Origin of the sequence: Natrarchaeobaculum sulfurireducens (assembly GCF_003430825.1) — an archaeon.
GTDB classification, from domain to species: Archaea; Halobacteriota; Halobacteria; order Halobacteriales; family Natrialbaceae; genus Natrarchaeobaculum; species Natrarchaeobaculum sulfurireducens.
Map to the genome: position 1 here is coordinate 2,588,497 of NZ_CP024047.1, position 21,694 is coordinate 2,610,190.

General features: G+C 63.1%; 21 protein-coding genes and 1 tRNA gene. 15 read left to right on the forward strand and 7 right to left on the reverse strand.

Annotated features, from left to right (window positions below):
* Nucleotides 1-264 precede the first annotated feature (264 nt).
* The 5 genes from AArc1_RS13730 to AArc1_RS13750 all read right to left on the reverse strand — a co-directional run bounded on the left by AArc1_RS13730 (nucleotide 265) and on the right by AArc1_RS13750 (nucleotide 4,974).
* A tRNA-Gln gene (locus tag AArc1_RS13730) sits at nucleotides 265-367 on the reverse strand.
* Between the two features lie 41 nt (nucleotides 368-408).
* Complete coding sequence (locus AArc1_RS13735) at nucleotides 409-1,158, reverse strand: HNH endonuclease (protein ID WP_117364907.1); 750 nt, start codon at nucleotides 1,156-1,158, stop codon at nucleotides 409-411.
* A 55-nt stretch (nucleotides 1,159-1,213) separates the two neighbouring features.
* Nucleotides 1,214-2,362, reverse strand: a complete 1,149-nt coding sequence (locus tag AArc1_RS13740; protein WP_117364908.1) for a pyridoxal phosphate-dependent aminotransferase — start codon at nucleotides 2,360-2,362, stop codon at nucleotides 1,214-1,216.
* Nucleotides 2,363-2,375: 13 nt separating this feature from the next.
* Nucleotides 2,376-2,789: a 6,7-dimethyl-8-ribityllumazine synthase gene (ribH, locus tag AArc1_RS13745; protein ID WP_117364909.1), complete on the reverse strand. Its 414-nt coding sequence runs from the start codon at nucleotides 2,787-2,789 to the stop codon at nucleotides 2,376-2,378.
* 91 nt (nucleotides 2,790-2,880) lie between these two features.
* Nucleotides 2,881-4,974 (reverse strand): methyl-accepting chemotaxis protein, encoded by a 2,094-nt coding sequence (locus tag AArc1_RS13750; protein WP_117364910.1) that lies wholly within the window; start codon nucleotides 4,972-4,974, stop codon nucleotides 2,881-2,883.
* A 211-nt stretch (nucleotides 4,975-5,185) separates the two neighbouring features.
* On the opposite strand from AArc1_RS13750, the gene AArc1_RS13755 reads away from it, so the two are divergent.
* The 15 genes from AArc1_RS13755 (at nucleotide 5,186) to AArc1_RS13825 (ending at nucleotide 20,490) form a co-directional block, all read left to right on the forward strand.
* A complete protein-coding gene (locus AArc1_RS13755; protein ID WP_323368556.1) occupies nucleotides 5,186-6,397 on the forward strand; it encodes a 5-(carboxyamino)imidazole ribonucleotide synthase in 1,212 nt (403 codons plus the stop codon).
* Between the two features lie 48 nt (nucleotides 6,398-6,445).
* Complete coding sequence (locus tag AArc1_RS13760) at nucleotides 6,446-7,084, forward strand: AIR carboxylase family protein (RefSeq protein ID WP_117364912.1); 639 nt, start codon at nucleotides 6,446-6,448, stop codon at nucleotides 7,082-7,084.
* Nucleotides 7,085-7,507: 423 nt separating this feature from the next.
* Complete coding sequence (locus tag AArc1_RS13765) at nucleotides 7,508-7,909, forward strand: NADH-quinone oxidoreductase subunit A (protein ID WP_117365903.1); 402 nt, start codon at nucleotides 7,508-7,510, stop codon at nucleotides 7,907-7,909.
* A 6-nt stretch (nucleotides 7,910-7,915) separates the two neighbouring features.
* On the forward strand, nucleotides 7,916-8,623 hold the full coding sequence (locus tag AArc1_RS13770; protein ID WP_117364913.1) for an NADH-quinone oxidoreductase subunit B: 708 nt from the start codon (nucleotides 7,916-7,918) through the stop codon (nucleotides 8,621-8,623).
* Nucleotides 8,620-10,272: an NADH-quinone oxidoreductase subunit D gene (locus AArc1_RS13775; RefSeq protein WP_117364914.1), complete on the forward strand. Its 1,653-nt coding sequence runs from the start codon at nucleotides 8,620-8,622 to the stop codon at nucleotides 10,270-10,272. The genes AArc1_RS13770 and AArc1_RS13775 overlap by 4 nt, the downstream gene beginning before the upstream one ends.
* Nucleotides 10,269-11,363: a complex I subunit 1/NuoH family protein gene (locus AArc1_RS13780; RefSeq protein ID WP_117364915.1), complete on the forward strand. Its 1,095-nt coding sequence runs from the start codon at nucleotides 10,269-10,271 to the stop codon at nucleotides 11,361-11,363. Before AArc1_RS13775 ends, AArc1_RS13780 begins: the two co-directional genes overlap by 4 nt.
* On the forward strand, nucleotides 11,360-11,821 hold the full coding sequence (locus tag AArc1_RS13785) for a NuoI/complex I 23 kDa subunit family protein (protein WP_117364916.1): 462 nt from the start codon (nucleotides 11,360-11,362) through the stop codon (nucleotides 11,819-11,821). The genes AArc1_RS13780 and AArc1_RS13785 overlap by 4 nt, the downstream gene beginning before the upstream one ends.
* Nucleotides 11,822-11,823: 2 nt before the next feature.
* Nucleotides 11,824-12,102: an NADH-quinone oxidoreductase subunit J gene (locus tag AArc1_RS13790; RefSeq protein WP_117364917.1), complete on the forward strand. Its 279-nt coding sequence runs from the start codon at nucleotides 11,824-11,826 to the stop codon at nucleotides 12,100-12,102.
* Nucleotides 12,099-12,542: a hypothetical protein gene (locus AArc1_RS13795; protein WP_117364918.1), complete on the forward strand. Its 444-nt coding sequence runs from the start codon at nucleotides 12,099-12,101 to the stop codon at nucleotides 12,540-12,542. Before AArc1_RS13790 ends, AArc1_RS13795 begins: the two co-directional genes overlap by 4 nt.
* On the forward strand, nucleotides 12,539-12,844 hold the full coding sequence (gene nuoK / locus AArc1_RS13800; protein ID WP_117364919.1) for an NADH-quinone oxidoreductase subunit NuoK: 306 nt from the start codon (nucleotides 12,539-12,541) through the stop codon (nucleotides 12,842-12,844). Before AArc1_RS13795 ends, nuoK begins: the two co-directional genes overlap by 4 nt.
* Before the next feature lies 1 nt (nucleotide 12,845).
* The gene (nuoL, locus tag AArc1_RS13805; RefSeq protein WP_117364920.1) at nucleotides 12,846-14,882 is read left to right on the forward strand and encodes an NADH-quinone oxidoreductase subunit L; all 2,037 of its coding nucleotides are present in this window, start codon (nucleotides 12,846-12,848) and stop codon (nucleotides 14,880-14,882) included.
* Nucleotides 14,879-16,408, forward strand: coding sequence for a complex I subunit 4 family protein (locus tag AArc1_RS13810; RefSeq protein WP_117364921.1), 1,530 nt, complete (start codon nucleotides 14,879-14,881; stop codon nucleotides 16,406-16,408). The genes nuoL and AArc1_RS13810 overlap by 4 nt, the downstream gene beginning before the upstream one ends.
* Complete coding sequence (locus tag AArc1_RS13815) at nucleotides 16,408-17,946, forward strand: NADH-quinone oxidoreductase subunit N (protein WP_117364922.1); 1,539 nt, start codon at nucleotides 16,408-16,410, stop codon at nucleotides 17,944-17,946. The genes AArc1_RS13810 and AArc1_RS13815 overlap by 1 nt, the downstream gene beginning before the upstream one ends.
* Before the next feature lie 151 nt (nucleotides 17,947-18,097).
* Nucleotides 18,098-19,609 carry a DHH family phosphoesterase gene (locus tag AArc1_RS13820; RefSeq protein ID WP_117364923.1) on the forward strand — a complete coding sequence of 504 codons (1,512 nt, stop codon included), beginning with the start codon at nucleotides 18,098-18,100 and terminating at the stop codon, nucleotides 19,607-19,609.
* 74 nt (nucleotides 19,610-19,683) lie between these two features.
* Entirely contained in the window at nucleotides 19,684-20,490 is an 807-nt protein-coding gene (locus AArc1_RS13825) for a CBS domain-containing protein (protein WP_117364924.1), read from the forward strand.
* A gap of 147 nt (nucleotides 20,491-20,637) precedes the next feature.
* Here AArc1_RS13825 and AArc1_RS13830 read toward each other — a convergent pair whose 3' ends face one another.
* On the reverse strand, nucleotides 20,638-21,102 hold the full coding sequence (locus AArc1_RS13830) for a universal stress protein (protein WP_117364925.1): 465 nt from the start codon (nucleotides 21,100-21,102) through the stop codon (nucleotides 20,638-20,640).
* A 66-nt stretch (nucleotides 21,103-21,168) separates the two neighbouring features.
* Nucleotides 21,169-21,630 carry a universal stress protein gene (locus tag AArc1_RS13835; RefSeq protein ID WP_117364926.1) on the reverse strand — a complete coding sequence of 154 codons (462 nt, stop codon included), beginning with the start codon at nucleotides 21,628-21,630 and terminating at the stop codon, nucleotides 21,169-21,171.
* Nucleotides 21,631-21,694 lie beyond the last annotated feature (64 nt).

Below are 21,694 nucleotides of genomic sequence, written 5' to 3' on the forward strand. Positions count from 1 at the left end.
GATCGTCGTCCGTCTGTACGGAGTGGCTGAAACGACGCGTCGACGGCTCGAGCGGTCGATGGGCGACGACTGTGCATACTGACCGCCGCCGGTCGGTGGATGAGCCGCTGTCGGAGAGTGGCAGCGCTCGAGATGTCTTGGAAAATTGTAAAATATTTTACATAGTCCCGGGCGGATTCGAACCGCGAGGACTCGAATCCTCTCGTCCTCTGGGCTCGAACCGCCGAGGATACTTGCGCCTCACGAGTTTGTTCGGCGCAAAAGTAGTCCCGGGCGGATTCGAACCGCCGTCCTGGGCTTGCTTCCGTGACGGCCGTAACCGAACACGTCCAAAGGCCCAGATGATTGGCCACTACACCACGGGACTTCTTACAACGATCATCAGTAGGCCACCGTCACACAATAGTGTTACTTTTCGCCGTCGGGCGACAGCGTGATCGCCCCGTCTTCGACACGTCGGTGACAGCTCCGACAGAGTGTAATCACGTTGTCCATCGTATGTGCCTGTTCGGGCTGATCGAACGACCGAACTGGTCGGCGGTGATGAACGTCTGGGTTTCGGCCGATCTCGTCCCGCCCAATCCCGCAGTGTTGACACTCGTAGTCGTCGCGCTCGAGCGCCTGACGCCGGATGCGCCACCACGATCGGCCGTACTCGATCGGTCCGCCTTCCCACTGGTGGTGATCGGGGCCGACGACGTTCTCGGAGAGCCACTCGCTGTGGCATCTCCGTGAGCAGAAACAGCCCTGTGTTCGCTTCTCGAGCAGTCTGGGACGAACCTCGAGTGTCACACCACAGGTTCGACAGTCGGTTGTGACGCGCGCTCCCTTTTCAGACGGATTCTCTGGGAGGAGCCCGTCCGCTGTCTCGACGCAGTCCGGACAGTACACACCGGGCTTGTCCGAGGGGTAGTACTCGAACGCCGAGTCGCACAGTTTACACGACGCCGTCTCCGTGCCACCGTTCCAGTTGCCGTTGTGCTCGCCCGCGTTCGGATTGCAGTCCGAACAGAATTTCCGGCGGGATTTCGGATCGTAGAACTCGGTCCCACACCCAGTACAGCTGCGGTTTGGGAGCGGTTCGCCGTGGACTTTGGTGTGGTGCTGGCGCATCCCACATTCCGTCGCGAGAGACGTACCACACGTCGGACACTCCATACCCCCGTTCGCTTCGCTATCGCAGATAAACTCGAGGAGCCGAAACCGATCCGGTCTAGAGGTAGCCTTCCTCGGCCAGTCGTTCGATGCCCTCGCGGAGGCGCTCCTCGCTTGCGGCGTAGGAGATCCGGGCATAGCCTGGCGTGCCGAACGCGCTGCCGGGGACGGTCGCGACGTGGGCGTCTTCGATGGCTCCCTCACACCAGGCCTGATCGTCGTCGTCGACGGGGAGCATCATGTAGAAAGCGCCCTCGGGGACGGCGACGTCGACGTCGTGTTCGGCGAGTAACTCGACGACCAACTCACGCCGCTGTTCGAAGGCCTCGACCATCTCGGCGACGGCGTCGTCGGTGTTCTCGAGCGCTTCGATGCCGGCGTGCTGGACGAAGTTGACGGCCGAGGAGACGGAGTGGCTGTGGAGCTTGCCAGCCTGGTCGATCAGTTCCTCGGGGCCGGCGAAGTAGCCGAGCCGCCAACCGGTCATCGAGTAGGCCTTCGAGAAGCCGTTGACCGTGATCGTGCGGTCGGCCATCCCCTCGAGGGCTCCGAGACTCGTCGGCTCGACGCCGTAGGTAATCTCCTTGTAGATCTCGTCGGAGATGACGGTGATATCGTGTTCGACGGCCAGGTCGCGAACGCCTTCGAGTGCGGCGTCCGTGTAGACGGCACCGGTGGGGTTCGACGGCGAATTGACGATCAACAGGTCGGTGTCGTCGGAGACGGCGTCGGCGAGTTCGTCGAGTGCGGGCTCGAGCTGGAAGTCGTGGGGAGAGAGGTCGACGCGGGTGAGATCGCCGCCGGCCATCTTCACCATCGCTTCGTACGAAACCCACGCGGGGTCGAGCAGGACGGCCTCGTCGCCTTCCTGTACGAGGGCGTGGATGACTTCGTACAGCGCCTGTTTCGCGCCGGGCGTGACGATGACTTCGTCGGTGGTGTGCTCGAGACCGTCGTCGGCGAGTTTGTCGACGATGGCTTCACGGAGTGCGAGGATACCGGCGGAGGTGGTGTAGCCGGTGTGGCCGGCGTCCATCGCGGCCTTGCCGGCCTCGACGACGTTCTCGGGCGTCGGGAAGTCCGGCTCGCCGACGGAGAGGTCGACAACGTCGGCGCCGTCGTTTTCGAGTTCGGTCGCGAGTGCGGAGATCGCGAGGGTTGCGGACGGTTCGACTCGGGTTACGCGGTCGGTGAATTCCATGGACATGGCTGGTTCCGTATTACTGTGGATCGGGAAGTTCGGTTACAAGGTCGAGTGCGCCGTTGACGGCTTTCGACGCGTTCTCGATGCGTTCTCGCGCCTCGGCAGCGGACATTCCGGGGCCCGTCACGCCGAGGGTAACGGGGGTGTCACGCTCGAGACTGACGTCGGCGAGTCGCTGGGCCGCAGCGTCGGTGATCACCTGGTCGTGGTCGGTGTCGCCCGTGATGACCGTGCCGACCACGGCGACGGCATCGATGTCCTCGAGGCGGGCCAGTCGGTCTGCGGCCAGCGGCGCGTCGTACACGCCGGGGACGTGAACCGTCTCGTACATCTCGGCGCCAGCGTCGCTCGCGGTCTCGAGAGCGACCTCTTCCATCTGCTCGGTGATCGGCCGGTTGAACTCCGCGACCACCAGTCCGAGCGTGGTCATATGCGACGCGAAGAGAGGGTGGGTAAAAGAGGTACCGTTCTCGGCGAACGTCCCCGTCCCCTGGGAATCGAGTCGCGCCTCCGTCGACCGGTTACGACTCGTCGCCTGACATTCGTCGGACGCGGTCGGCGAGTTCGAACACGGCCTGTTCCTGTTGTTCGGTTTCCTCGACGATCTCGTCGGTCGTCTCGGTCACGTTCGTCGAACTCTCGCGGACGTCCTCGAGAGTCGCCATGACTTCCTCGACCGAGGCCGCTTGTTTGTCGTTCGCGCCCGCGACTTCCTGGATACCGTCGGCAGCGGACTCGACGCGATCGGAGATCGTCTCGAGCGAGACGAGCACGTTGTCGATCTCCGATTCGACCTTCTGGACGTGTTCGTGTGAGGTTTCGACCTCGTCGACGGTCTCGACGGTCTGGCGTTGGACCTGGTCGATCCGGGTGGCGATCTCGTCGGTGTGCTCTTGAGTCTCCGCCGCCAGATTCTTGACTTCGTTGGCGACGACGGCGAAGCCAGCGCCCGCTTCGTTAGCTTTCGCGGCCTCGATGTTGGCGTTGAGTGCGAGCAGGTTGGTCTGATCGGCGACGTCGGCGATGACCTCGGCGACCTCACCGATTTCGTTCATGTAGTCGTCGAGTTCCTCGACGGTGTCGACGAGTTCGCGGCTGATCTCAGCGACCTCGTCGGTCACGTCCTTTGCGTCCTCGCTCGCGCCGACGCCCTGCTCGACCTCTTCGAGCGCGGACTCGGCCGCTTCGGCGACTTCTTCGGAGGAGGCGGCGACCTCCTCCATCGTCGCCGAGAAGTCTTCCATCTCGTCAGCGACCGTCTCGAGCGACTCGCTCTGGTTCGTCGCCTGCTCATCGATCCGATCTGCGTATGTGGTCGCGCGTTCGATCGAGTCGGCGAGGTCCGTCGTCTTCTCGTCAACGCGGGTGACGACCTCCTCGAAGTTCGTCGCCATCTCGTTGACGTCGCTGGTCAGCGCCAGCAGGTTCGACTCGATTACGTCGTGATCGTCGACGAACTCAGCGCGCGCGGAGAGGTCGCCCTCGCCGATTCGCGTGAGGGTGTCGGTCACCTCGGTGATCAACTCCTCGACGGCCCGCTTTCGGCGCATCTCGTCGCTTCGATCTCGAATCAGCTCGAGGACGGCTAAGAACTCCCCATCGGCGTCGTAGATCGGCATCGCTAGCATCTCGACGTGGGCCTCCGCACCGGTGTTGTCGACGGTCACGCTCGTGTCCCGGTAGACGACGTTGTCGGTCGCCTCGTGGTCGGCCGCCGTCTCGAGGCCCCAGTCGTCGACCCCTGCGTGTTCTTCGACGATCTTGTCGGCGAGGCTGTGATGGCGTCGACCGTCGGTGTACGCGGCCGCCGCGATCGTCTCACGGGAGTCCTTGCCGACGTACTCGCGGTGATCATCTTCGAGGCTGAACAGCCGGTTGAACCCCGAGTTGTACGCCAGTACAGTGTTTTCGTCGTCGATGAGGAACGCGGGTTCGGGCAGGGCGGCGACTGCGGCCTCGAGACCGATCCCCTCGAGGGAGTCGTCGTCCGAAAGCGGCGCAACCACGTCTTCGTCGGCGAACTCGTCGACGCCGACCTGCATATCGACGAGCGAGGCGTTGAGCCCGGCGAGCAGCTTCGCTTTGGCCGACTCGAGGTCACCGCCGTCTTCCAGATCGTCGAACGTTCGCTCGACCAGCCGCTCGAACGCTCGTTCGTAGGTGGCCACGTACGCTGACGGCGGAACCGACGCCTCGGCTTGTTGGCGGGCGATCGAAGCGACCCGACTCGCTCGCTCGGTCCCGCGGCCCTCTTCGAGGGTGGTCGAGAGGAGTCGCGTGTGTCGTGCGGCTGCATCGATCGGCACCGAAACGGGGTAAGCGCCCTCGAGGTCGGTGACGTCGAGGCCAAGTTCGTCGGCCGCTGTAGCCTCGAGCGTTCGTTCGGTCTCCCGGTCGTATCGAACCGCTTCGACCGCCCGCTCGAGTCGGGTATCGGCGTCTGGAGCGTTACCGATCGTCTCGGTCGCGTCCTCGTCGTCTGCGCCGGGGTCGATCGTGACGCCGCCACCGTCCGTCGACGCTCGCCGTTCACCTTCCTGTTCGTCTCGTTCCGGTCGATTCTCGTTGGCGTCGTTCCCACCTGTGACGCGCCGCAAGTAGTTTTTCGGTGCCATTGATCTTGGGTGACGATAGTCGCGGGAGTCAAATGCATTATTGGCCACAATGTGACACGTTTATCGTGATCCTTGCGAGTAGCGTCGGACCCGGACCGGCGACAATGCCAACAGAAACGGATCGGACACTGAGTAGGCAGTCCACGTCCGGTCGGGATTACACTGGGTTTCAGCGGCTGTAGGGACCGACGCTCGGTCACGTGGACATCCCGTGGTCGACGATTGGGAATCCTTAAGCGGAGGCACGGACAAGCCGCCCGCAATGACGACGTTACGGACGCCCGGACCGACCGTCGGGGTAGTCGGTGGCGGACAGCTCGGTCGGATGCTCGCCGAGGCCGCCGCCCCACTCGGCGTCGAGGTGATCGTACTCGATCCAACGCCGGACTGTCCGGCGGCGCTCGTCGCGCGCGACCAGCTCGTCGCCGACTTCGACGACGAAGACGCCATCCGAGACCTCGCCTCGCGCGCGGACGTTCTCACGTTCGAGATCGAACTCGCCGACCAGACGGCCCTTGACCGCGTTAGCGAGGACACCGGAACGCCCGTTCACCCGAAGCCGGAGACGTTAGAGACGATCCACGACAAGCTCGTCCAGAAACGCGAACTCGAGGGCGCGGGCGTCCCTGTCCCGCCGTTTCGCGAGGTCGACGACGCCGACGACGTCCGTGCGGCAATCGACGACTACGGCGGTCCCGTGATGCTCAAAGCCCGCACCGGCGGCTACGACGGCCGCGGGAACGTCCCCGTCGAGTCGAAAGCCGAGGCTGAAAAAGCCCTCGAGTCGGTCGCCGGCCCCGCGATGGTCGAGGCCTTCGTCGACTTCGAACGTGAGATTTCGGTCATCGCCGTGAAAGGAGACGACGAGATCGCTGCCTTCCCCATCGGGGAGAACGTCCACGAAGAAGAGATCCTGCGCGAGACGGTCGTCCCCGCCGGCTCGAGTGACGCCGTCGCCGACCGGGCCCGCGATGTGGCCGCGGACGTGCTCGAAGTGATGGAGGGATGGGGCGTGTACGGCATCGAGCTGTTCGAGACGCGCGACGGCGAGGTGTTGCTCAACGAGATCGCGCCGCGACCACACAACTCGGGACACTGGACGATCGAGGGGGCCCACAGTTCACAGTTCGAACAACACGTCCGTGCCGTCTTGGGGTGGCCGCTCGGGTCGACCGACCTGCGCGCGCCGACAGTCTCGAAGAACCTGCTGGCCGACGTCGAGGAGCCACGGGAGGCAGCGCTTTCGGACCTCGATCACATCCTCGAGACGCCCGGCGCAAATCTCCACTGGTACGGCAAGCGGGAGGCTCGCCCGCTGCGGAAGATGGGGCACGTCACCGTCACTGCACGCGAAAACGAATCGACCGACGATCTGCTCGAGGCCGCGCGCGACCTCGAGGAGGCCGTCACGTTCAGGTCGTAGCCGCGGCGTTTACCACCGTTTGAAGTTCTTCGCGGATCATCACCATCCATGAGCGAGAGCGTTCGCGATCTCATCGATAGATTGCACCACGAGGCCGAGCAGGATCGGTCGACTGAGGAGACCCCCGACGTCGGCATCGTCATGGGTTCGGACAGCGATCTCGAGGTCATGCTGACCGGCGGGAAACGCCCCGGCGCGTACGACGCGTTCGTCGACGAACTCGGCTTTGCCGAACAGACGGACTACGAGGACGCGCCCGACGAGCGGTTCACCTTCGAGACGTACGTCACCTCGGCCCACCGCACGCCGGATCTGATGACGGCCTATGCCGAGACGGCCGAGGACCGGGGCCTCGAGGTCATCATCGCCGGTGCGGGCGGCAAGTCCGCGGACCTGCCGAACATGACCGCCTCGGTCGCCTACCCGCTGCCGGTAATCGGCGTCCCCGTCCAGGAGAAGTCAGTTGACAGCGTTATCGGCATGCCCGCGGGCGCGCCGCTGGTCGCCGTCGACGCCGGCAAGTCGTTCAACGCCGCACTCTCGGCCGCCCAGATCCTCGCCCGGCAGTACGACGAGGTCCGCGAGCGACTCGTGTCCTATCACGACGGATTACGTGGTGGCGTCGGCGACGTCTCCCGCGAACTGCACGACGACGGCGTCGAACGCTTCCGGGAACGCGACCGATAGTCGGTCGGACCGAATCGACAAGTAATCCGGTCTTGGGCGTTCTGAGTGATCGTTCTCGATCACGCACGGAGCCGCCAGCGTTTGGCCGGTTTCCCGTCTCGAGTGTGCGAGACCACCCAGAGACCACCAGAGTCGACACCGTGACGCCAGTCCCGGCTCCGACGGTCGACGGCGTCTCAGCTCCAGCAATCGATAGGCTGCGTCTCGGCCAGTAGAGTCAGCAGATAACAGGTCCCCTACGAACCGCCCGATCGGTAATCATGTCTTACCGTTTCGTTCACCCCTTTGACCAGTACATATTGTATAAGGCGATTATTCAGGTAGATCTGCGGACACTGAAGACGGTTTGTAGCCCGTGTTAGGCCGAAAAACGAACAATCAACCCTTATGTGCATGGGGTATGAACGTCCGAACGTTACGGAGATGAACGATTGGATAGCGATTGGGGCGTTAGCGCTCATTGGACTGCTGATACCGCTTGCGATGATGACGGTATCGTACCTCCTGCGGCCGAGCGTCCCAGAAACGAGCAAACGTGCCACCTACGAGAGTGGCGAGGTGCCGACCGGTGGGACCCGCATCCGGTTCAACATCCAGTACTACATGGTCGCGCTCTTGTTCCTCGTCTTCGATATCGAAACCGTCCTGCTGTTCCCATGGGCGGTCGTGTATCTGGATGCCATCGAATCCGACGCGGTGTCGACGCTCGAGATTCTCGGACCGATGGTCGCGTTCGTCGCGATCCTGCTCGTCGGTCTCGGCTGGGCGTGGCGCAGCGGTGCAGTACAGTGGGCACAAACACCCCGACAGGTGGACGAAACGTGAGCGACAATGAGTAACGACGACCCCAGACAATCGATTGAGGCAAGTACCGCCCCGTCGACGGCGACCCAAGACGCCCGAATGGGTGCCGGCGTCGACGACCGGTTCAACTCGAAGCTTCGTGAAGCGTTCGGCGCGTCGCCGTTCATCCTCACGAAGTTCGACGAGTTCATGAACTGGGTCCGCGGGAACTCGATGTTCATGCTGCAGTTCGGAATCGCCTGCTGCAGCATCGAGATGATCCACACCTACGCGATCAAACACGACATCGACCGCTACGGTGCCGGCGTCCCCCGCGCCTCGCCGCGACAGGCCGACGTCATGATCGTTCCCGGGACGATCGTCTCGAAGTTCGGCCCGCGCATGAAGCGCGTCTACGACCAGATGCCCGAACCCAAGTTCGTCGTCGGGATGGGTTCGTGTACGATCTCCGGCGGCCCCTTCCAGGAAGGCTACAACGTCGTGAAGGGTGCCGAGGAGATCATTCCCGTCGACATCCACGTTCCCGGCTGTCCGCCACGACCCGAGGCGCTGATCTACGGCGTCCTCAAGCTTCAAGAGCGGATCCAAAAGGGTGAATCCTCTCCCGTCGTCGTCAAGCCGTACGAACTCGAGCGCTTCGGCGACCTGCAACGGGACGAACTAGTGCAGAAACTGGCCGACGAGATCAACGAAGACGACCTCGTTATGCGGTATAACTGGGCTGATTCACCATGAGTACGGGAGTCGAAGAGACATCGGACGTCGAACGTGAAGACCAACTCGAGGCGCTACTCGGAGACCGCGTTCTCGCTCGCGATGAGCACCTGAACGCACCGGGCGTCGTCGTCAATCCCGGCGACGTCCAGGACGTGCTGTTTACGCTGCGAGACGAGGCGGGCTACGATCACTGCTCGTGCGTGACCGCCCAGCAGTACGAGGACCGGTACGAGACGATCTACCACCTCAAGAAGTTCGCCGATCCAACCGACGAGGTGAGCGTCGTCGTTCCGACGCCACTCGACGCCCCGGTCAGCCAGAGCGCCGAACCAGTGTACCGGACGGCCGACTGGCATGAGCGCGAAGCGTACGATCTGGTGGGGATCGAGTACGACGACCACCCGGATCTGCGACGAATCCTGCTTCCCGAGACGTGGCAAGGACATCCGCTCGGTGGCGACTACGACCAGGACAAACCACAGGTCGTGACGCTCTCAGAGCACGCAAATCCGCTCGCGCCCGACCACCGTGACTCCGAGGGAGACACGATGTTCCTAAACGTCGGCCCTCACCACCCGGCGACCCACGGTGTGCTTCACGTCAAGACGGTGTTAGACGGCGAAACCGTCGTCGACGTCGACCCGGACATCGGCTACCTCCACCGCTGTGAGGAGCAGATGTGCCAGCAGGGGACCTACCGGCATCAGATCATGCCCTACCCCGATCGGTGGGACTACGTCTCCTCTGGTTTGCTCAACGAATGGGCCTACGCGCGAGCGATCGAGGATATGGCCGACATCGAGGTGCCCGAATACGCACAGATCATCCGGACGATGGGTTCGGAACTGTGCCGGATCGCCTCACACATGCTCGCGCTCGGAACGTTCGCACTGGACGTCTACGGTGAGTTCACCGCGACGTTCATGTATACGTTCCGCGACCGCGAGATTATCCAGGATCTCCTCGAGGATCTCACCGGCCAGCGGATGATGTTCAACTACTTCCGGGTCGGCGGCGTCGCCTGGGACCTGCCAGAACCCCGCGAGGAGTTCTTCGCACAGGCGCGTGACTTCCTCAATGAACTCCCCTCGAAGGTCGACGAGTACAACGACCTGATCACGACTAACGAGATCTTCCAACTGCGCTGTGCCGACACCGGCATTCTCGAGCCCGAGGTCGCAAAGCAGTACGGCTGTACTGGCCCGGTCGCCCGCGGCTCTGGCATCGACTACGACCTCCGCCGTGACGATCCCTACGGCTACTACGACGAACTCGACTGGGACGTCGTCACGATGGACGGCTGTGACAACTACAGTCGCGTCCTCGTCCGCATGCAGGAAGTCGAAGAGTCCGCGAAGATCGTCGAGCAGTGTCTCGACGTCCTCGAGAGCTGGCCCGAAGACGAACGCGACATCCAGGCCAACGTGCCACGGACGCTGAAACCGGACGCTGACGCCGAGATCTATCGCGCCGTCGAGGCCGCAAAGGGTGAACTCGGCATCTACATGCGTTCTGACGGCACCGACAAGCCGGCTCGATTCAAGATCCGCAGCCCGTGTTTCTCGAACCTACAAGCACTCGGGGAGATGACCGAAGGGGAGTACATCCCTGATCTGGTCGCCTCGCTCGGCAGCTTGGACATCGTGCTCGGAGAGGTGGATCGATGACCGCGGCGGCCACCTACCTGCCGTTGCAAAACGGCGAGACGGTGTTGCTACCGGAACGGCTGGCCGATCTGACCGGACTCGGTGAGTTCGGCGTGGCCGGCGAGTTGCTCGCGGCGTTCGTCGCGGCGTTCATCGTCGCGAACATCATGCTCGCGATGACCGGCGTCGCCGGGCCGTGGGCAAAGCGGAAGATTACCGCGGCGTTCACCGACCGGATCGCGGTCAATCACCTCGGTCCGGGTGGCATTCTGATCATCGTGGCCGACTCGGTTCGCCTGCTCTCGAAAGAGAACATCATCCCCGAAAACGCGGATCGACCGGCCTACGACCTCGCACCGATCGTGATCGCTGGCTCGGCGCTGCTCGGCTTCGCCGTGATCCCGATGGGAAGCGGCATCCACCTCGCCGATCCCGAAGTCGGACTGGCGTTCGTCTTCGCGGTCGCCGGAATCGCCTCCATCGGCCTCATGATGGCCGGCTATGCCTCTGGAAACAAATACTCGATGCTCGGCGGGTTGCGGGCGGTCGCACAGAACATCGCCTACGAGATTCCGCTCGTCGTGACCGGGATGTCGGTCGTGCTCTTTGCTGGGTCGCTCCAGATGGGGACGATCGTCGAGGCGCAGGCGGAACCGCTAGTGACGATCGCGGGTGTAACGATCCCATCGTGGTTCGCACTCGTCAATCCGTTCGCATTCGTACTGTTCCTGATCGCGAACTTCGCGGAAGTCGGACGAAACCCGTTCGACATGCCCGAAGCGCCGGCTGAACTGATCGCCGGCTACCAGACCGAGTACTCCTCGGTCTACTTCGTGCTGGTCTATCTCGGGGAGTTCCTCCACATCTTCCTGGGTGGGGCGATCATCGCGACGATCTTCCTCGGCGGACCGGCCGGCCCCGGACCGGCGGAACTGGGCATCGTCTGGTTCCTCATCAAGATCTGGGGCGTGTTCCTCCTGACCCAGTGGCTTCGCTCTGCGATTCCACGGGTCAGAATCGACCACTTGATCGAGATCGGCTGGAAGGGGCTGTTGGTGCTCGCCTTCGCGAACCTCTTCTTGACCGCAGCGATCGTTGGGGTGATAGCATGATTGGACTTCTCAAATCGATGGCGACGACGATGAAACACGCACTGGACGGCTCTACGTTCACCGTAGAGTATCCGAAGACCGCACCGGACGTCTCCCCGCGCTTTCGGGGCGTCCACAAGTTCAGCCAGGAACGGTGTATCTGGTGTCGCCAGTGTGAGAACGTCTGTCCGAACGACACCATCCAGATCGTGATGGACGACAAGCGAAACGGCGAACAGTACAACCTCCACATCGGCCAGTGTATCTACTGCCGGCTCTGTGAGGAGGTCTGTCCCGTCGACGCCATCTTGCTCACCCAAAACTTCGAGTTTACGGGCGACACCAAGCAGGATCTGGTCTACAACAAAGACCAGCTACGAGCCGTACCGTGGTACAAGGACATCGATCCCCTCGAGTCACGCGAACCCGATCGGGGCGCGTGGATCGGCGAGGGTGAAGGAGACGTCGACTACCAGTAACTATGATGCAAACAATCGCGTTCGCGTTGTTCGCGGCCCTCACCCTCGGGAGCGCGCTGGGGGTAGTGCTCTTGCGTGACCCCTGGCACTCGGCGCTCATGCTCGGGGTAGCGTTGCTCAGCATCGCGGTCCACTACGTGATGCTGGCGGCGGAGTTCGTCGCCATGATGCAGATCCTCGTCTACGTCGGCGGGGTACTCATCCTCATCACGTTCGCCGTGATGCTCACCCAGCGCGAGGAGCCGACAGACGCGGACACCGACGAGGTGGCACAGACATGACGAACCGACCGAGACTCCACACGAGTGGAACCCTCGCACCCGGATTGCTCGCAGTCGTCCTCTTCGGCGTGATGGCGGCGATCGCGTGGACGACCCAGTTCGGGGAGATGAGCGGCTATCCGGACGGAATCGCCATCACCTCCGAGATCGGATACGCGATGTTCAACTTGGAGGCGCTGCAGTCCGGTGAGGGGGCGATCCCCGACACCGAGCCGTTCCTCGTCGCGTTCATCCTGATCGCGATCGTCTTAGACGCCGCACTCGACGCGTCGTTGGTCCTCGCAAAGCGCGAGGAAGGCGGCGAGCCAGTCTCGCCGCTGGCTAGCCAGCGCGATACCCGACCGGCGTCCGGCGGCGCAGTTGCCGACGGTGGTCACGAACCCACCTCGAGGGTCGGCCCCACCGACGGGGCTCGAACGGAGGGGGGTGAGTCTCGATGACGATTCCGATCGAGTACTACGTCTTGTTGTCGATGGGGCTGTTCTGTATCGGCCTCTTCGGCATCCTGACGCGTCGTAACGCACTGATGTTTCTCATGTCCGTCGAGCTCATGATGAACGCGGCGGTCATCAACCTGATCGCGTTCGCGTTCTATCATGGGAACCTCACGGGGCAGGTCTTCGCGCTGTTCGCGATGGCTCTTGCTGCCGCGGAGGTCGCCGTCGGGCTCGGGATCATCCTGGTGTTGTACCGTAACTTCCGTGACGTCGACGTCACGGTACCGACGACGATGAGGTGGTAAGATGGAAGGCGCATTCGACTACGCACCGGCGATTGCACTGTTCCCGCTCGTGGCGTTCGTCGTCGCGCTCGCGTTCGGCAAGTACATGCCGAAGAAGGGCGCGATTGCCGGCATCGCTGCGACGGCTGGCTCGCTGTTGCTCTCGCTGTGGATGCTGGCGGCCGTCGCGAGCGGTGAGACCTACCACGAGACGCTTTATACGTGGGCGGTCGGTGACGCGGCGAGCCAGACCGGCGTCTCCGGTATCGAGTTCACGTTCGGTATCCTGATCGATCCGCTCGCGGCCCTGATGCTGGTAATCGTCTCGCTCGTGGCGTTTCTCGTCCACGTCTTCAGCCTCGGCTACATGAACGCCGAGGGCGAGACCGGCCTCCCACGATACTACGCCGGCCTCGGGCTCTTTACGTTCAGCATGCTCGCGTTCGTCTACGCAGACAACCTGCTGATGGCGTTCATGTTCTTCGAGCTCGTGGGCCTTTGTTCGTTCCTGCTGATCGGGTTCTGGTTCCGCACGAAGTCGGCCCCGTCGGCGGCGAAGAAGGCGTTCCTCGTCACCCGCTTCGGTGACTACTTCTTCCTGCTCGGGGTCGTCGCGATCGGCGCGACGTTCGGAACTCTGCAGTTCGCTGGCGACGCCTCGTTCGTTGCCGCAGCAGAGACCGCCATCGCCGACGGCGAGACGCTGTTCGGCTTCGGCGCCGAAACCTGGGTGACGATCACGGGACTACTCGTCCTCGGTGGCGTCATTGGGAAATCCGCACAGTTCCCGCTGCACACCTGGTTACCGGATGCGATGGAGGGTCCGACCACTGTCTCCGCACTGATTCACGCGGCGACGATGGTCGCTGCGGGTGTCTACCTCGTCGCACGCATGTTCGGTTACTACGCGCTGTCGCCGACGGCGCTGGCGATCATCGCCTTCGTCGGCGGCTTCACCGCGCTCTTTGCGGCGACAATGGGTGTCGTCAAAGACGACATCAAACAGGTGCTCGCATACTCCACCATCAGCCAGTACGGCTACATGATGCTCGGACTGGGCGTCGGCGGCTACGTCGCCGGGGTCTTCCACCTGATGAACCACGCCTTCTTCAAGGCGTTGCTGTTCCTCGGCGCCGGCGCCGTCATCGTCCTCATGCACCACGAACAGGACATGTGGAAGATGGGCGGCTTAAAGGACAAAGCGCCGATCACCTACTACACGTTCCTCGCTGGCGCGCTCGCGCTCGCGGGCATCATCCCGTTCTCGGGCTTCTGGTCGAAAGACGAGATTCTCTTCGACGCCATGATCGTCGGCGTCGAGGAGCCGCTGATCATGGCCGCCTACGCGATGGGACTGCTGGCCGTCTTCTTCACCGGCTTCTACACCTTCCGGATGGTCTTTTTGACCTTCCACGGTGAGCCCCGGTCGGAAGCAGCCGAAGACCCTCACCCTGTGGGCTGGTCGATCAAGGCCCCACTGATCGTGCTGGGCGTGCTCGCGCTCGTTGCAGGCATCGCCAACCTCGCGCCGGTCGCGAAGCTCACCGGCCTCGACATCGAGTTCCTGCGCTTCTGGCTCGACGGCGAGTACGGCGCGGTCGAGGGACTCACCTACGGCGCCTACACCGACCTACTGGCCTACGAGACCGGCTACATCGGCTCCGAACAGCTGACCGTCCTGCTCGCGGCGGGACTCTCGTTGCTGCTTGCGTTCTCCGGGGCCGGGCTCGCCTGGAAGCTGTACAACGTGCCCGAACCGGTCGAGCACAAAGAGAAACTCGGCTCTGCGGGCAAGGTCGTCGAGGACAACTACTACCAGGACGAGTATCAGGTCTGGCTCGCGGAAGGCGTTACGCTCCCGCTGGCTCGAGCCGCAGATCGGTTCGACCAGACGGTCATCGACGGCGTCGTCAACGGCGTCTCGACGGTAAGTCTGTTCGGCAGTAACGGGATGAAACGGCTGCAGACCGGTATCGTGACGAACTACGCGGCGCTGTTGGTGACGGGACTGATCGTCCTGTTGCTCGTGCTCGGATTCCTCGGAGGGTGGTTCATATGATGATCGAGATGCTCATTGCGGTTGCACTGATCGGCGCGGCGGTCGTCTTCGTTGCGCCGAACCGCGTCGCGGGGAAGCTGGCCTTTGCGATCAGCCTCGTCCCTGCCGCGCTCAGCCTGTGGATGTTCACGGCCTTCGACGGCAGCGGCAACGCCTTGCTCGACGGTGAACTGGCCTTCGAGAATCAGGTCGAGTGGATCCAGTTCGGCGACTACGCGATCTCGTGGTTCGTCGGTCTCGACGGCATTAGCCTGCCGTTAGTCGTACTGACGACGCTACTGACGACGCTTGCGATCATGAGTTCGTGGACGCCGATCGACGAACGCGAGTCACAGTTTTACGGACTCGTCTTGTTCATCGAGGCGAATCTGATCGGCGTCTTTGCTGCACTGGACTTTTTCGTCTGGTTCATCTTCTGGGAGGCCGTTCTGATCCCGATGTATCTGTTGATCGGTATCTGGGGTGGGCCACGCCGGAAGTACGCTGCGATCAAGTTCTTCGTCTACACGAACGTGGCTTCGCTGGTCATGTTCGGTGCGTTCATCGCGCTCGTCTTCGGGCTCGGTGACGCCGTCACGAGCTTCGCGCTGCCCGAAGTCGCAGATGCGATGCTCGAGGGCGGCCCCGACGGCTTCCTCGGCGTCGACGGGCCGACGCTGGCCTCACTCGTCTTCGTGGCCATGTTCCTCGGCTTCGCGGTGAAAGTGCCGGTCGTCCCGTTCCATACGTGGCTGCCGGACGCTCACGTCGAAGCACCGACGCCAGCGTCGGTGCTACTGGCAGGCGTCCTCCTGAAAATGGGGACCTACGCCCTGCTCCGATTCAACTTCACGATGTTCCCAGAGCAGGTCGCAGCCTACGCGGTCCCGATCGCCGCGGTCGCGGTGATCAGCGTCATCTACGGCGCGATGCTCGCACTGGCCCAGACAGACCTCAAACGAATCGTCGCCTACTCGTCCGTCTCGTCGATGGGGTACGTCATCCTTGGACTGATCGCGTACACCCAGTTCGGAGTCGGCGGCGCAACCTTCCAGATGGTCTCTCACGGCCTCATTTCGGGGCTGATGTTCATGGCCGTCGGCGTTATCTACAACGCCACCCACACCCGGATGGTCACCGATATGTCCGGGATGGCCGACCGAATGCCGGTCGCCGTCGGCATCCTGATCGCCGGTGCGTTCGGCTACATGGGTCTGCCGCTGATGAGCGGGTTCGCCGCCGAGTACTTCATCTTCTTCGGGGCGTTCGGCTCCGAACTGCTCGCGTACGCACCCGTCTTCACGGCGCTGGCGATGTTCGGCATCGTCATCGTCGCGGGCTACCTGCTGTTTGCACTTCAGCGGGCTGTCTTCGGGCCGTACAGTCTGGAAACCGATTACGAGGTGAGTCGCGCCCCGCTTCACGACGTCGCACCGATGTTCGTGTTACTCGGGCTCATCATCGCCCTGGGCGTGGCTCCCGAGTTGATCTTCGAGATGATTACCGACGCAGTCGATCCGATCCTGGCGAACGGAGGTGACCTGTGATGGCGCTAGTCGAACTTCCCGAGTGGGCTGCACTCGCGCCGGCACTGTTGCTCGTCGCAACGGCGATGGTGCTGTTCATCATCGACAGTATCAATCCGCGATCGACGAACCGAGAGCTACTCGCTGGCACCGCTGTCGTCGGCTCGCTCGCGTCACTCGGCGTCGCCGTCTGGTTTATCTTCGCCGGAGTCGGCCAACCCGGTACGGACGGCTTCGGCGTCATCGAACTGTTCGACGGCCAGCTCGTCGTCGACCAGATGGCGCTGTTCTTCATGATCGTCGTCGCGATCGTCACCGCCCTGGTGTCGGTCGCGAGCTACGATTACATGGATGGCCACTCCTATCAGGCCGAGTACTACTCGCTCGTCTTGCTCGCGGCGACCGGGATGGCGACGATGGCTGCCGCCAACAGCCTCGTCACCATCTTCATCGCCATGGAGCTGGCAAGTCTCCCGTCCTACGCGCTCGTCTCGATCCTCAAAGACAACCGTGGAAGTATCGAAGGGGGCCTGAAGTACTTCCTGATCGGCGCGCTCTCCTCGGCGATCATGCTCTACGGGATCTCGCTGATCTACGGCGCGACCGGTCACCTGCAACTCGACGCCATCGCGGCCGAACTCGAGGCGCTTTCGGCCGACGGCGATGCAGGCTACGGTGGCCTGCTCGGACTCGGTATCCTGATGCTGATCGGTGGCTTCGCGTTCAAGACCGCGAGCGTGCCGTTTCACTTCTGGGCGCCCGAAGCGTACGAGGGTGGTCCTGCGCCGATCAGCGCGTTCCTCTCGTCGGCGTCGAAGGCCGCCGGCTTCGTGATCGCGTTCCGCGTGTTCACGACGGCCTTCCCGATCGACGTCACGGGCGAGCTGATCGGTATCGACTGGACGCTCGCGTTCGTCATCCTGGCGATCGTGACGATGACGGTCGGTAATTTCGCCGCGGCGACCCAGAACAACGTCAAGCGGATGCTCGCGTACTCCTCGATCGGCCACGCCGGGTACGCGCTGATCGGGCTCGCGGGCCTCACCGTCGGCGGCGGCGAACTCGTCATGGGTGCGGCGATGATGCACCTGCTCGTCTACGGCTTCATGAACACGGGTGCGTTCCTGTTCGTCGCCCTCGCCGAACACTGGGGCGTCGGTCGCACCTTCGAAGATTACAACGGCCTCGCACGACGGGCGCCGGTCGCCTGTTTCGCGTTGGCCATCTTCATGTTCAGCCTCGCGGGTATCCCGCCGCTCGGCGGCTTCTGGAGCAAGTACTTCCTGTTCGTCGGCGCGATCAGCGTCGGCACCACGGCGATGCTCCTGGTCGCCGCCGCACTCGTCGTCAACAGTGCACTCTCGCTGTATTACTACTCGCGACTGGTCAAAGCCGTCTGGATCGAAGAGCCGGTCGTCGAGCGTGACGCGCTCTCCCAGCCGACCGGCCTCTACGCAGCGATCGTCTTCGCCGCCGTCATGACGGTCGTCTTACTGCCCGGCTTCGGCCCGGTCGTCGACATCGCAGTCGAGGCCGCGTCAGTCGTGCTGGCTTCGTAGGCGACTGGCCTCGTTTTCGAGTTTTTCGTTCGGACGTATCCGAGAGGAGTGGTTTCGGGTTCGACACACGACGCAGCAGAGAATACACAGAGTGTCACGACCCGAGGGCGACCCGGTAGTTTTTACCCCTCCCGGTTGCAAGCCGCGACAAATGGGGTTACAGCTCGTACTCGGATGTGGGACCGTCGGCCGACAGGTAGTCGACGGGCTCGTCGATCGAGCTGGAACCGACCAGCTGTTCGTTGTCACCGACGACGAGAACGTCGTCGAAGCCCTTCGGGATGAGAGCATTCGGGCTCGAGCGGCCGATCCGGCCGATCCGGCCGATCCCGACGCGATCGCCGTAGACGAAGAGCCCACGACTGTCTTCGTCGGGGGCGATCGCACGGACGAAAATCTCAGCACGCTAGAGAACGCCCGCGAGCGCTTTCCCGACGCGTCGATCGTCGCCTCACTCGGCGGCAATCCGATCGCGACCGACCGCACGCGTTTTCGGGAACTCGCTGATTACGTCGTCGATGCGAACAGCGCGATCACCGATCGGGTTCTCGAGGAGACCGTCGGGCCGTCCGTCGAGTCGATGCTCGGGCTCCGCCAACAGCTGTCGTCGATCGACGGGCGCCTGGCGGTCGTGATGCACGACAATCCAGATCCCGACGCGATCGCGAGTGCGGTCGCGCTCGTCGACATCGCCGACGCACTCGGCGTCGACGCCGAGGCCTGTTACTTCGGCGAGATCTCCCATCAGGAGAATCGGGCGATGGTCAACCTGCTCGAACTCGAGTTACGACAGCTCGACGACGACGAGTCACTCGAGGAGTTCTCGGCGTTCGCACTGGTCGATCACTCCCGGCCGGGTGTCAACGACGGGTTACCCGAATCGCTCCACGTCGACGTGGTCATCGACCACCACCCGCCGCGGGGACCGGTCCCCGGTGCGTTCGTCGAACTGCGCGAACAAGTCGGCGCGACCAGTACGATCATGACGGAGTACCTCGACGGGCTCGGCCTCGAATTCGACCCGGCGACGGCGACGGCACTGTTGTACGGCATCCGCATCGACACGAACGACTTTACCCGCGAGGTCTCGCCCGCCGACTTCCGGGCGGCCTCGATCCTCAGCGAGTACGCCGACGCAGGCATCCTGGCACAGGTCGAACAGCCGACGATCGACGGTGAGACGCTCGAGACGATCGCCCGTGCGATCAAAAATCGCATCCAGAGCGGGTCAGTCACCGTTGCGAGCGTCGGACAGCTCACAAACCGCGACGCCTTGCCACAGGCTGCCGACCAGCTACTGGCGATCGAGGGCATCGAAACGACGCTCGTCTTCGGCTTCACTGACGAGATGGCGTATCTCTCCGCACGTTCGCGGGCGACCGACGTCGACCTCGGGGAGACGCTTCGCGACGCCTTCGACCGGATCGGCAGCGCCGGCGGCCACGCCGACATGGCCGGCGCACAACTCGAGGTGGGTATCCTCGGCGACGTCGACGACGAAGAGGAAGTCGGCTCGATCGTCAGCGTCGTCGAGGAAGTGATTACAAACCGATTTCTCGAGGCAATTCAGACGCGCCCCGGAACTCCTGTCGGCGCGTACATGCGAACCAGCGAGTGGTTGTTCACCGACACTGCCGAAAGCGAGGACGGCGAATCGGCCTGAAACCCGAAAGTGACAGGAGATATGTAGTTCCGTCAGTAACAGTGCTTTTGCGCGTTCACCCCGTACCGGCGTGTATGGAGGTCACGTCAGACAGACGAAAGCCCCAGGTCAAAGACTACATGACCCGTGACGTGGCCACGGTTTCACCCGACGCCAACGTCGGCGCCGTCGCCAAGCGGATCGCTGAAAGTGACGACCACAGCGGCTATCCGGTCTGTGAACGCCGTCGCGTCGATGGGTTCGTTAGCGCCCGAGACCTGTTGCTCGCCGACGAGGACGAACCGATTTTCAAGGTGATGACGACGGACTTGCTGGTCGCCCACCCGGAGATGAAGGTGACCGACGCCGCTCGCGTCATCCTCCGATCGGGGATCAAGAAACTCCCCGTAGTGGACGACGCTGGAAACCTCGTGGGGATCATCTCGAACTCCGACGTCATCCGCAGTCAGATCGAGCGCGCAACGCCCGAGAAGGTCGGAAAACTGATGCGTACGCTCGAGCAGATCCACGACATCGAACTCAGCCAGGAACGACACACGGTGACCCTGGCCGAGTTGACCCCGACACAGGGGCGAGTTTACGCCGACGAACTCGAGGGACGGCGCTACGAACTCGAGCGCGGGTTGGCCGAACCGCTCGTGGTCATCGACAACGGTGGTACGTTGTTGCTCGCCGACGGCCACCACCGTGTGCTTGCGGCCGATCGGCTCGGAATCGATGAGATGGATGCGTACGTAATCGTCGTCGACTACGAAATCGACCTCGGGATGGCCCGGACAGCCGAGAAAGAAGGGCTCGAGCGAATCGACGACATCGACGTCGTCGACTACGCACGACATCCGCTGGTCCAGACGACGAAACGACTGCAGTCGGGCGACTGATCGCGCCGCCGAGTGACAGGCGCGGTTGCGAGCGATGACGTCGACGTAGACGACTGGACGAAACATCGCTTGCTCGAGCAGAGACGACGAGCAAAAGCGGTGAGTCCGAGCCCCGTCTCGTTTTGGTCGGTATACTGTCCGACAGTGCTACTCCATGACGTCCAAATCCCGGAAGTACGTGACCGGGCAGGGTGCCTGAAGGATAATGTCCTGTGAAACCGAGCCGAGGACGGCTTTTTCGGCCGGGGACCGACGGCGGCCGCCGAGGACCAGCCGATCGGCACCGACGTCGATCGCCATGTCGACGACCTCCGAAGACACCTCACCGAGTGCGCCGCGTACCTCGTACTCGACGTCGGCTTCTGCGAAGATCTCTTCTAGGTCGCCGACTGGTGGGCGTCGTGCGGCGACGTCGTCGGGGTCGACGTTCTCGACTCGCTCTTCGAAGCCTAAGTCCTCGCGAAACTCCTCGTACTCGTCTTCGGTGAACGCGTGGCCGATCACGACCGACGCGTCGAGCGGTTCCGCGATCTCGAGGACGGTGTCGGCCAGCCCCTCGGCGCGTACCGTATCCATTGGACCCACTGCGAGCAAAACCGTATCGATGGCCATACCTTGACAGTGCCAGTGCAACCTGCTTAAGTATTCCCGTCAGTGCAGTATTGCCGGAACTGGCGGCTAGCTCTGCTCGTCGTCGCTGCGGACGAACGTCACGGGAGCCGGTGCCGAGAGCAAGACTTCCTGTGCCGTCGAGCCGAAAACGGCTTTCCCAGTCGGCGACCGGCGGCGGCCGCCGACGACGACACGGTCCGCGTCGACTTCGGTCGCGAGATCGACGATCGCTGCTCCGTGATCGCCGACAGCCCCACGGACCTCGTACGTGACGTCGGACTCGTCGAAGGCCGCCTGCAGGTCACGGATCGTCGAGTGGCTGACAGCGACGGTGTCGGGGTCGATGTCTACGTCGTCGTCGAACTCGAGTCTAGTGACGACCTCGTCGTACTCGGATTGGGTGAAGACGTGTGCGAGGACGACGGTCGCCTCGGCCGGCGTGGCGACCTCGAGGACGGCATCGGCCAGTTCGTGGCTGCGTTCGGCATCGCCGGGACCGACGGCGAGCAACACGGTTTCGAGCGTCATGCAGACGACTACGGTGCTCGGCCACCGTAAATCCACGCCTCGCAGGCCCGCTCGGCACCACCGA

Bases quoted from the DNA above. Each gene is read 5' to 3' on its own strand.
- AArc1_RS13735 (WP_117364907.1), bottom strand. From the start codon at position 1,158: ATGGAGTGTCCGACGTGTGGTACGTCTCTCGCGACGGAATGTGGGATG.
- AArc1_RS13740 (WP_117364908.1), bottom strand. From the start codon at position 2,362: ATGTCCATGGAATTCACCGACCGCGTAACCCGAGTCGAACCGTCCGCA.
- ribH (WP_117364909.1), bottom strand. From the start codon at position 2,789: ATGACCACGCTCGGACTGGTGGTCGCGGAGTTCAACCGGCCGATCACC.
- AArc1_RS13750 (WP_117364910.1), bottom strand. From the start codon at position 4,974: ATGGCACCGAAAAACTACTTGCGGCGCGTCACAGGTGGGAACGACGCC.
- AArc1_RS13760 (WP_117364912.1), top strand. From the start codon at position 6,446: ATGAGCGAGAGCGTTCGCGATCTCATCGATAGATTGCACCACGAGGCC.
- AArc1_RS13765 (WP_117365903.1), top strand. From the start codon at position 7,508: ATGAACGATTGGATAGCGATTGGGGCGTTAGCGCTCATTGGACTGCTG.
- AArc1_RS13770 (WP_117364913.1), top strand. From the start codon at position 7,916: ATGAGTAACGACGACCCCAGACAATCGATTGAGGCAAGTACCGCCCCG.
- AArc1_RS13775 (WP_117364914.1), top strand. From the start codon at position 8,620: ATGAGTACGGGAGTCGAAGAGACATCGGACGTCGAACGTGAAGACCAA.
- AArc1_RS13780 (WP_117364915.1), top strand. From the start codon at position 10,269: ATGACCGCGGCGGCCACCTACCTGCCGTTGCAAAACGGCGAGACGGTG.
- AArc1_RS13785 (WP_117364916.1), top strand. From the start codon at position 11,360: ATGATTGGACTTCTCAAATCGATGGCGACGACGATGAAACACGCACTG.
- AArc1_RS13790 (WP_117364917.1), top strand. From the start codon at position 11,824: ATGATGCAAACAATCGCGTTCGCGTTGTTCGCGGCCCTCACCCTCGGG.
- AArc1_RS13795 (WP_117364918.1), top strand. From the start codon at position 12,099: ATGACGAACCGACCGAGACTCCACACGAGTGGAACCCTCGCACCCGGA.
- nuoK (WP_117364919.1), top strand. From the start codon at position 12,539: ATGACGATTCCGATCGAGTACTACGTCTTGTTGTCGATGGGGCTGTTC.
- nuoL (WP_117364920.1), top strand. From the start codon at position 12,846: ATGGAAGGCGCATTCGACTACGCACCGGCGATTGCACTGTTCCCGCTC.
- AArc1_RS13810 (WP_117364921.1), top strand. From the start codon at position 14,879: ATGATGATCGAGATGCTCATTGCGGTTGCACTGATCGGCGCGGCGGTC.
- AArc1_RS13815 (WP_117364922.1), top strand. From the start codon at position 16,408: ATGGCGCTAGTCGAACTTCCCGAGTGGGCTGCACTCGCGCCGGCACTG.
- AArc1_RS13820 (WP_117364923.1), top strand. From the start codon at position 18,098: ATGGGGTTACAGCTCGTACTCGGATGTGGGACCGTCGGCCGACAGGTA.
- AArc1_RS13825 (WP_117364924.1), top strand. From the start codon at position 19,684: ATGGAGGTCACGTCAGACAGACGAAAGCCCCAGGTCAAAGACTACATG.
- AArc1_RS13830 (WP_117364925.1), bottom strand. From the start codon at position 21,102: ATGGCCATCGATACGGTTTTGCTCGCAGTGGGTCCAATGGATACGGTA.
- AArc1_RS13835 (WP_117364926.1), bottom strand. From the start codon at position 21,630: ATGACGCTCGAAACCGTGTTGCTCGCCGTCGGTCCCGGCGATGCCGAA.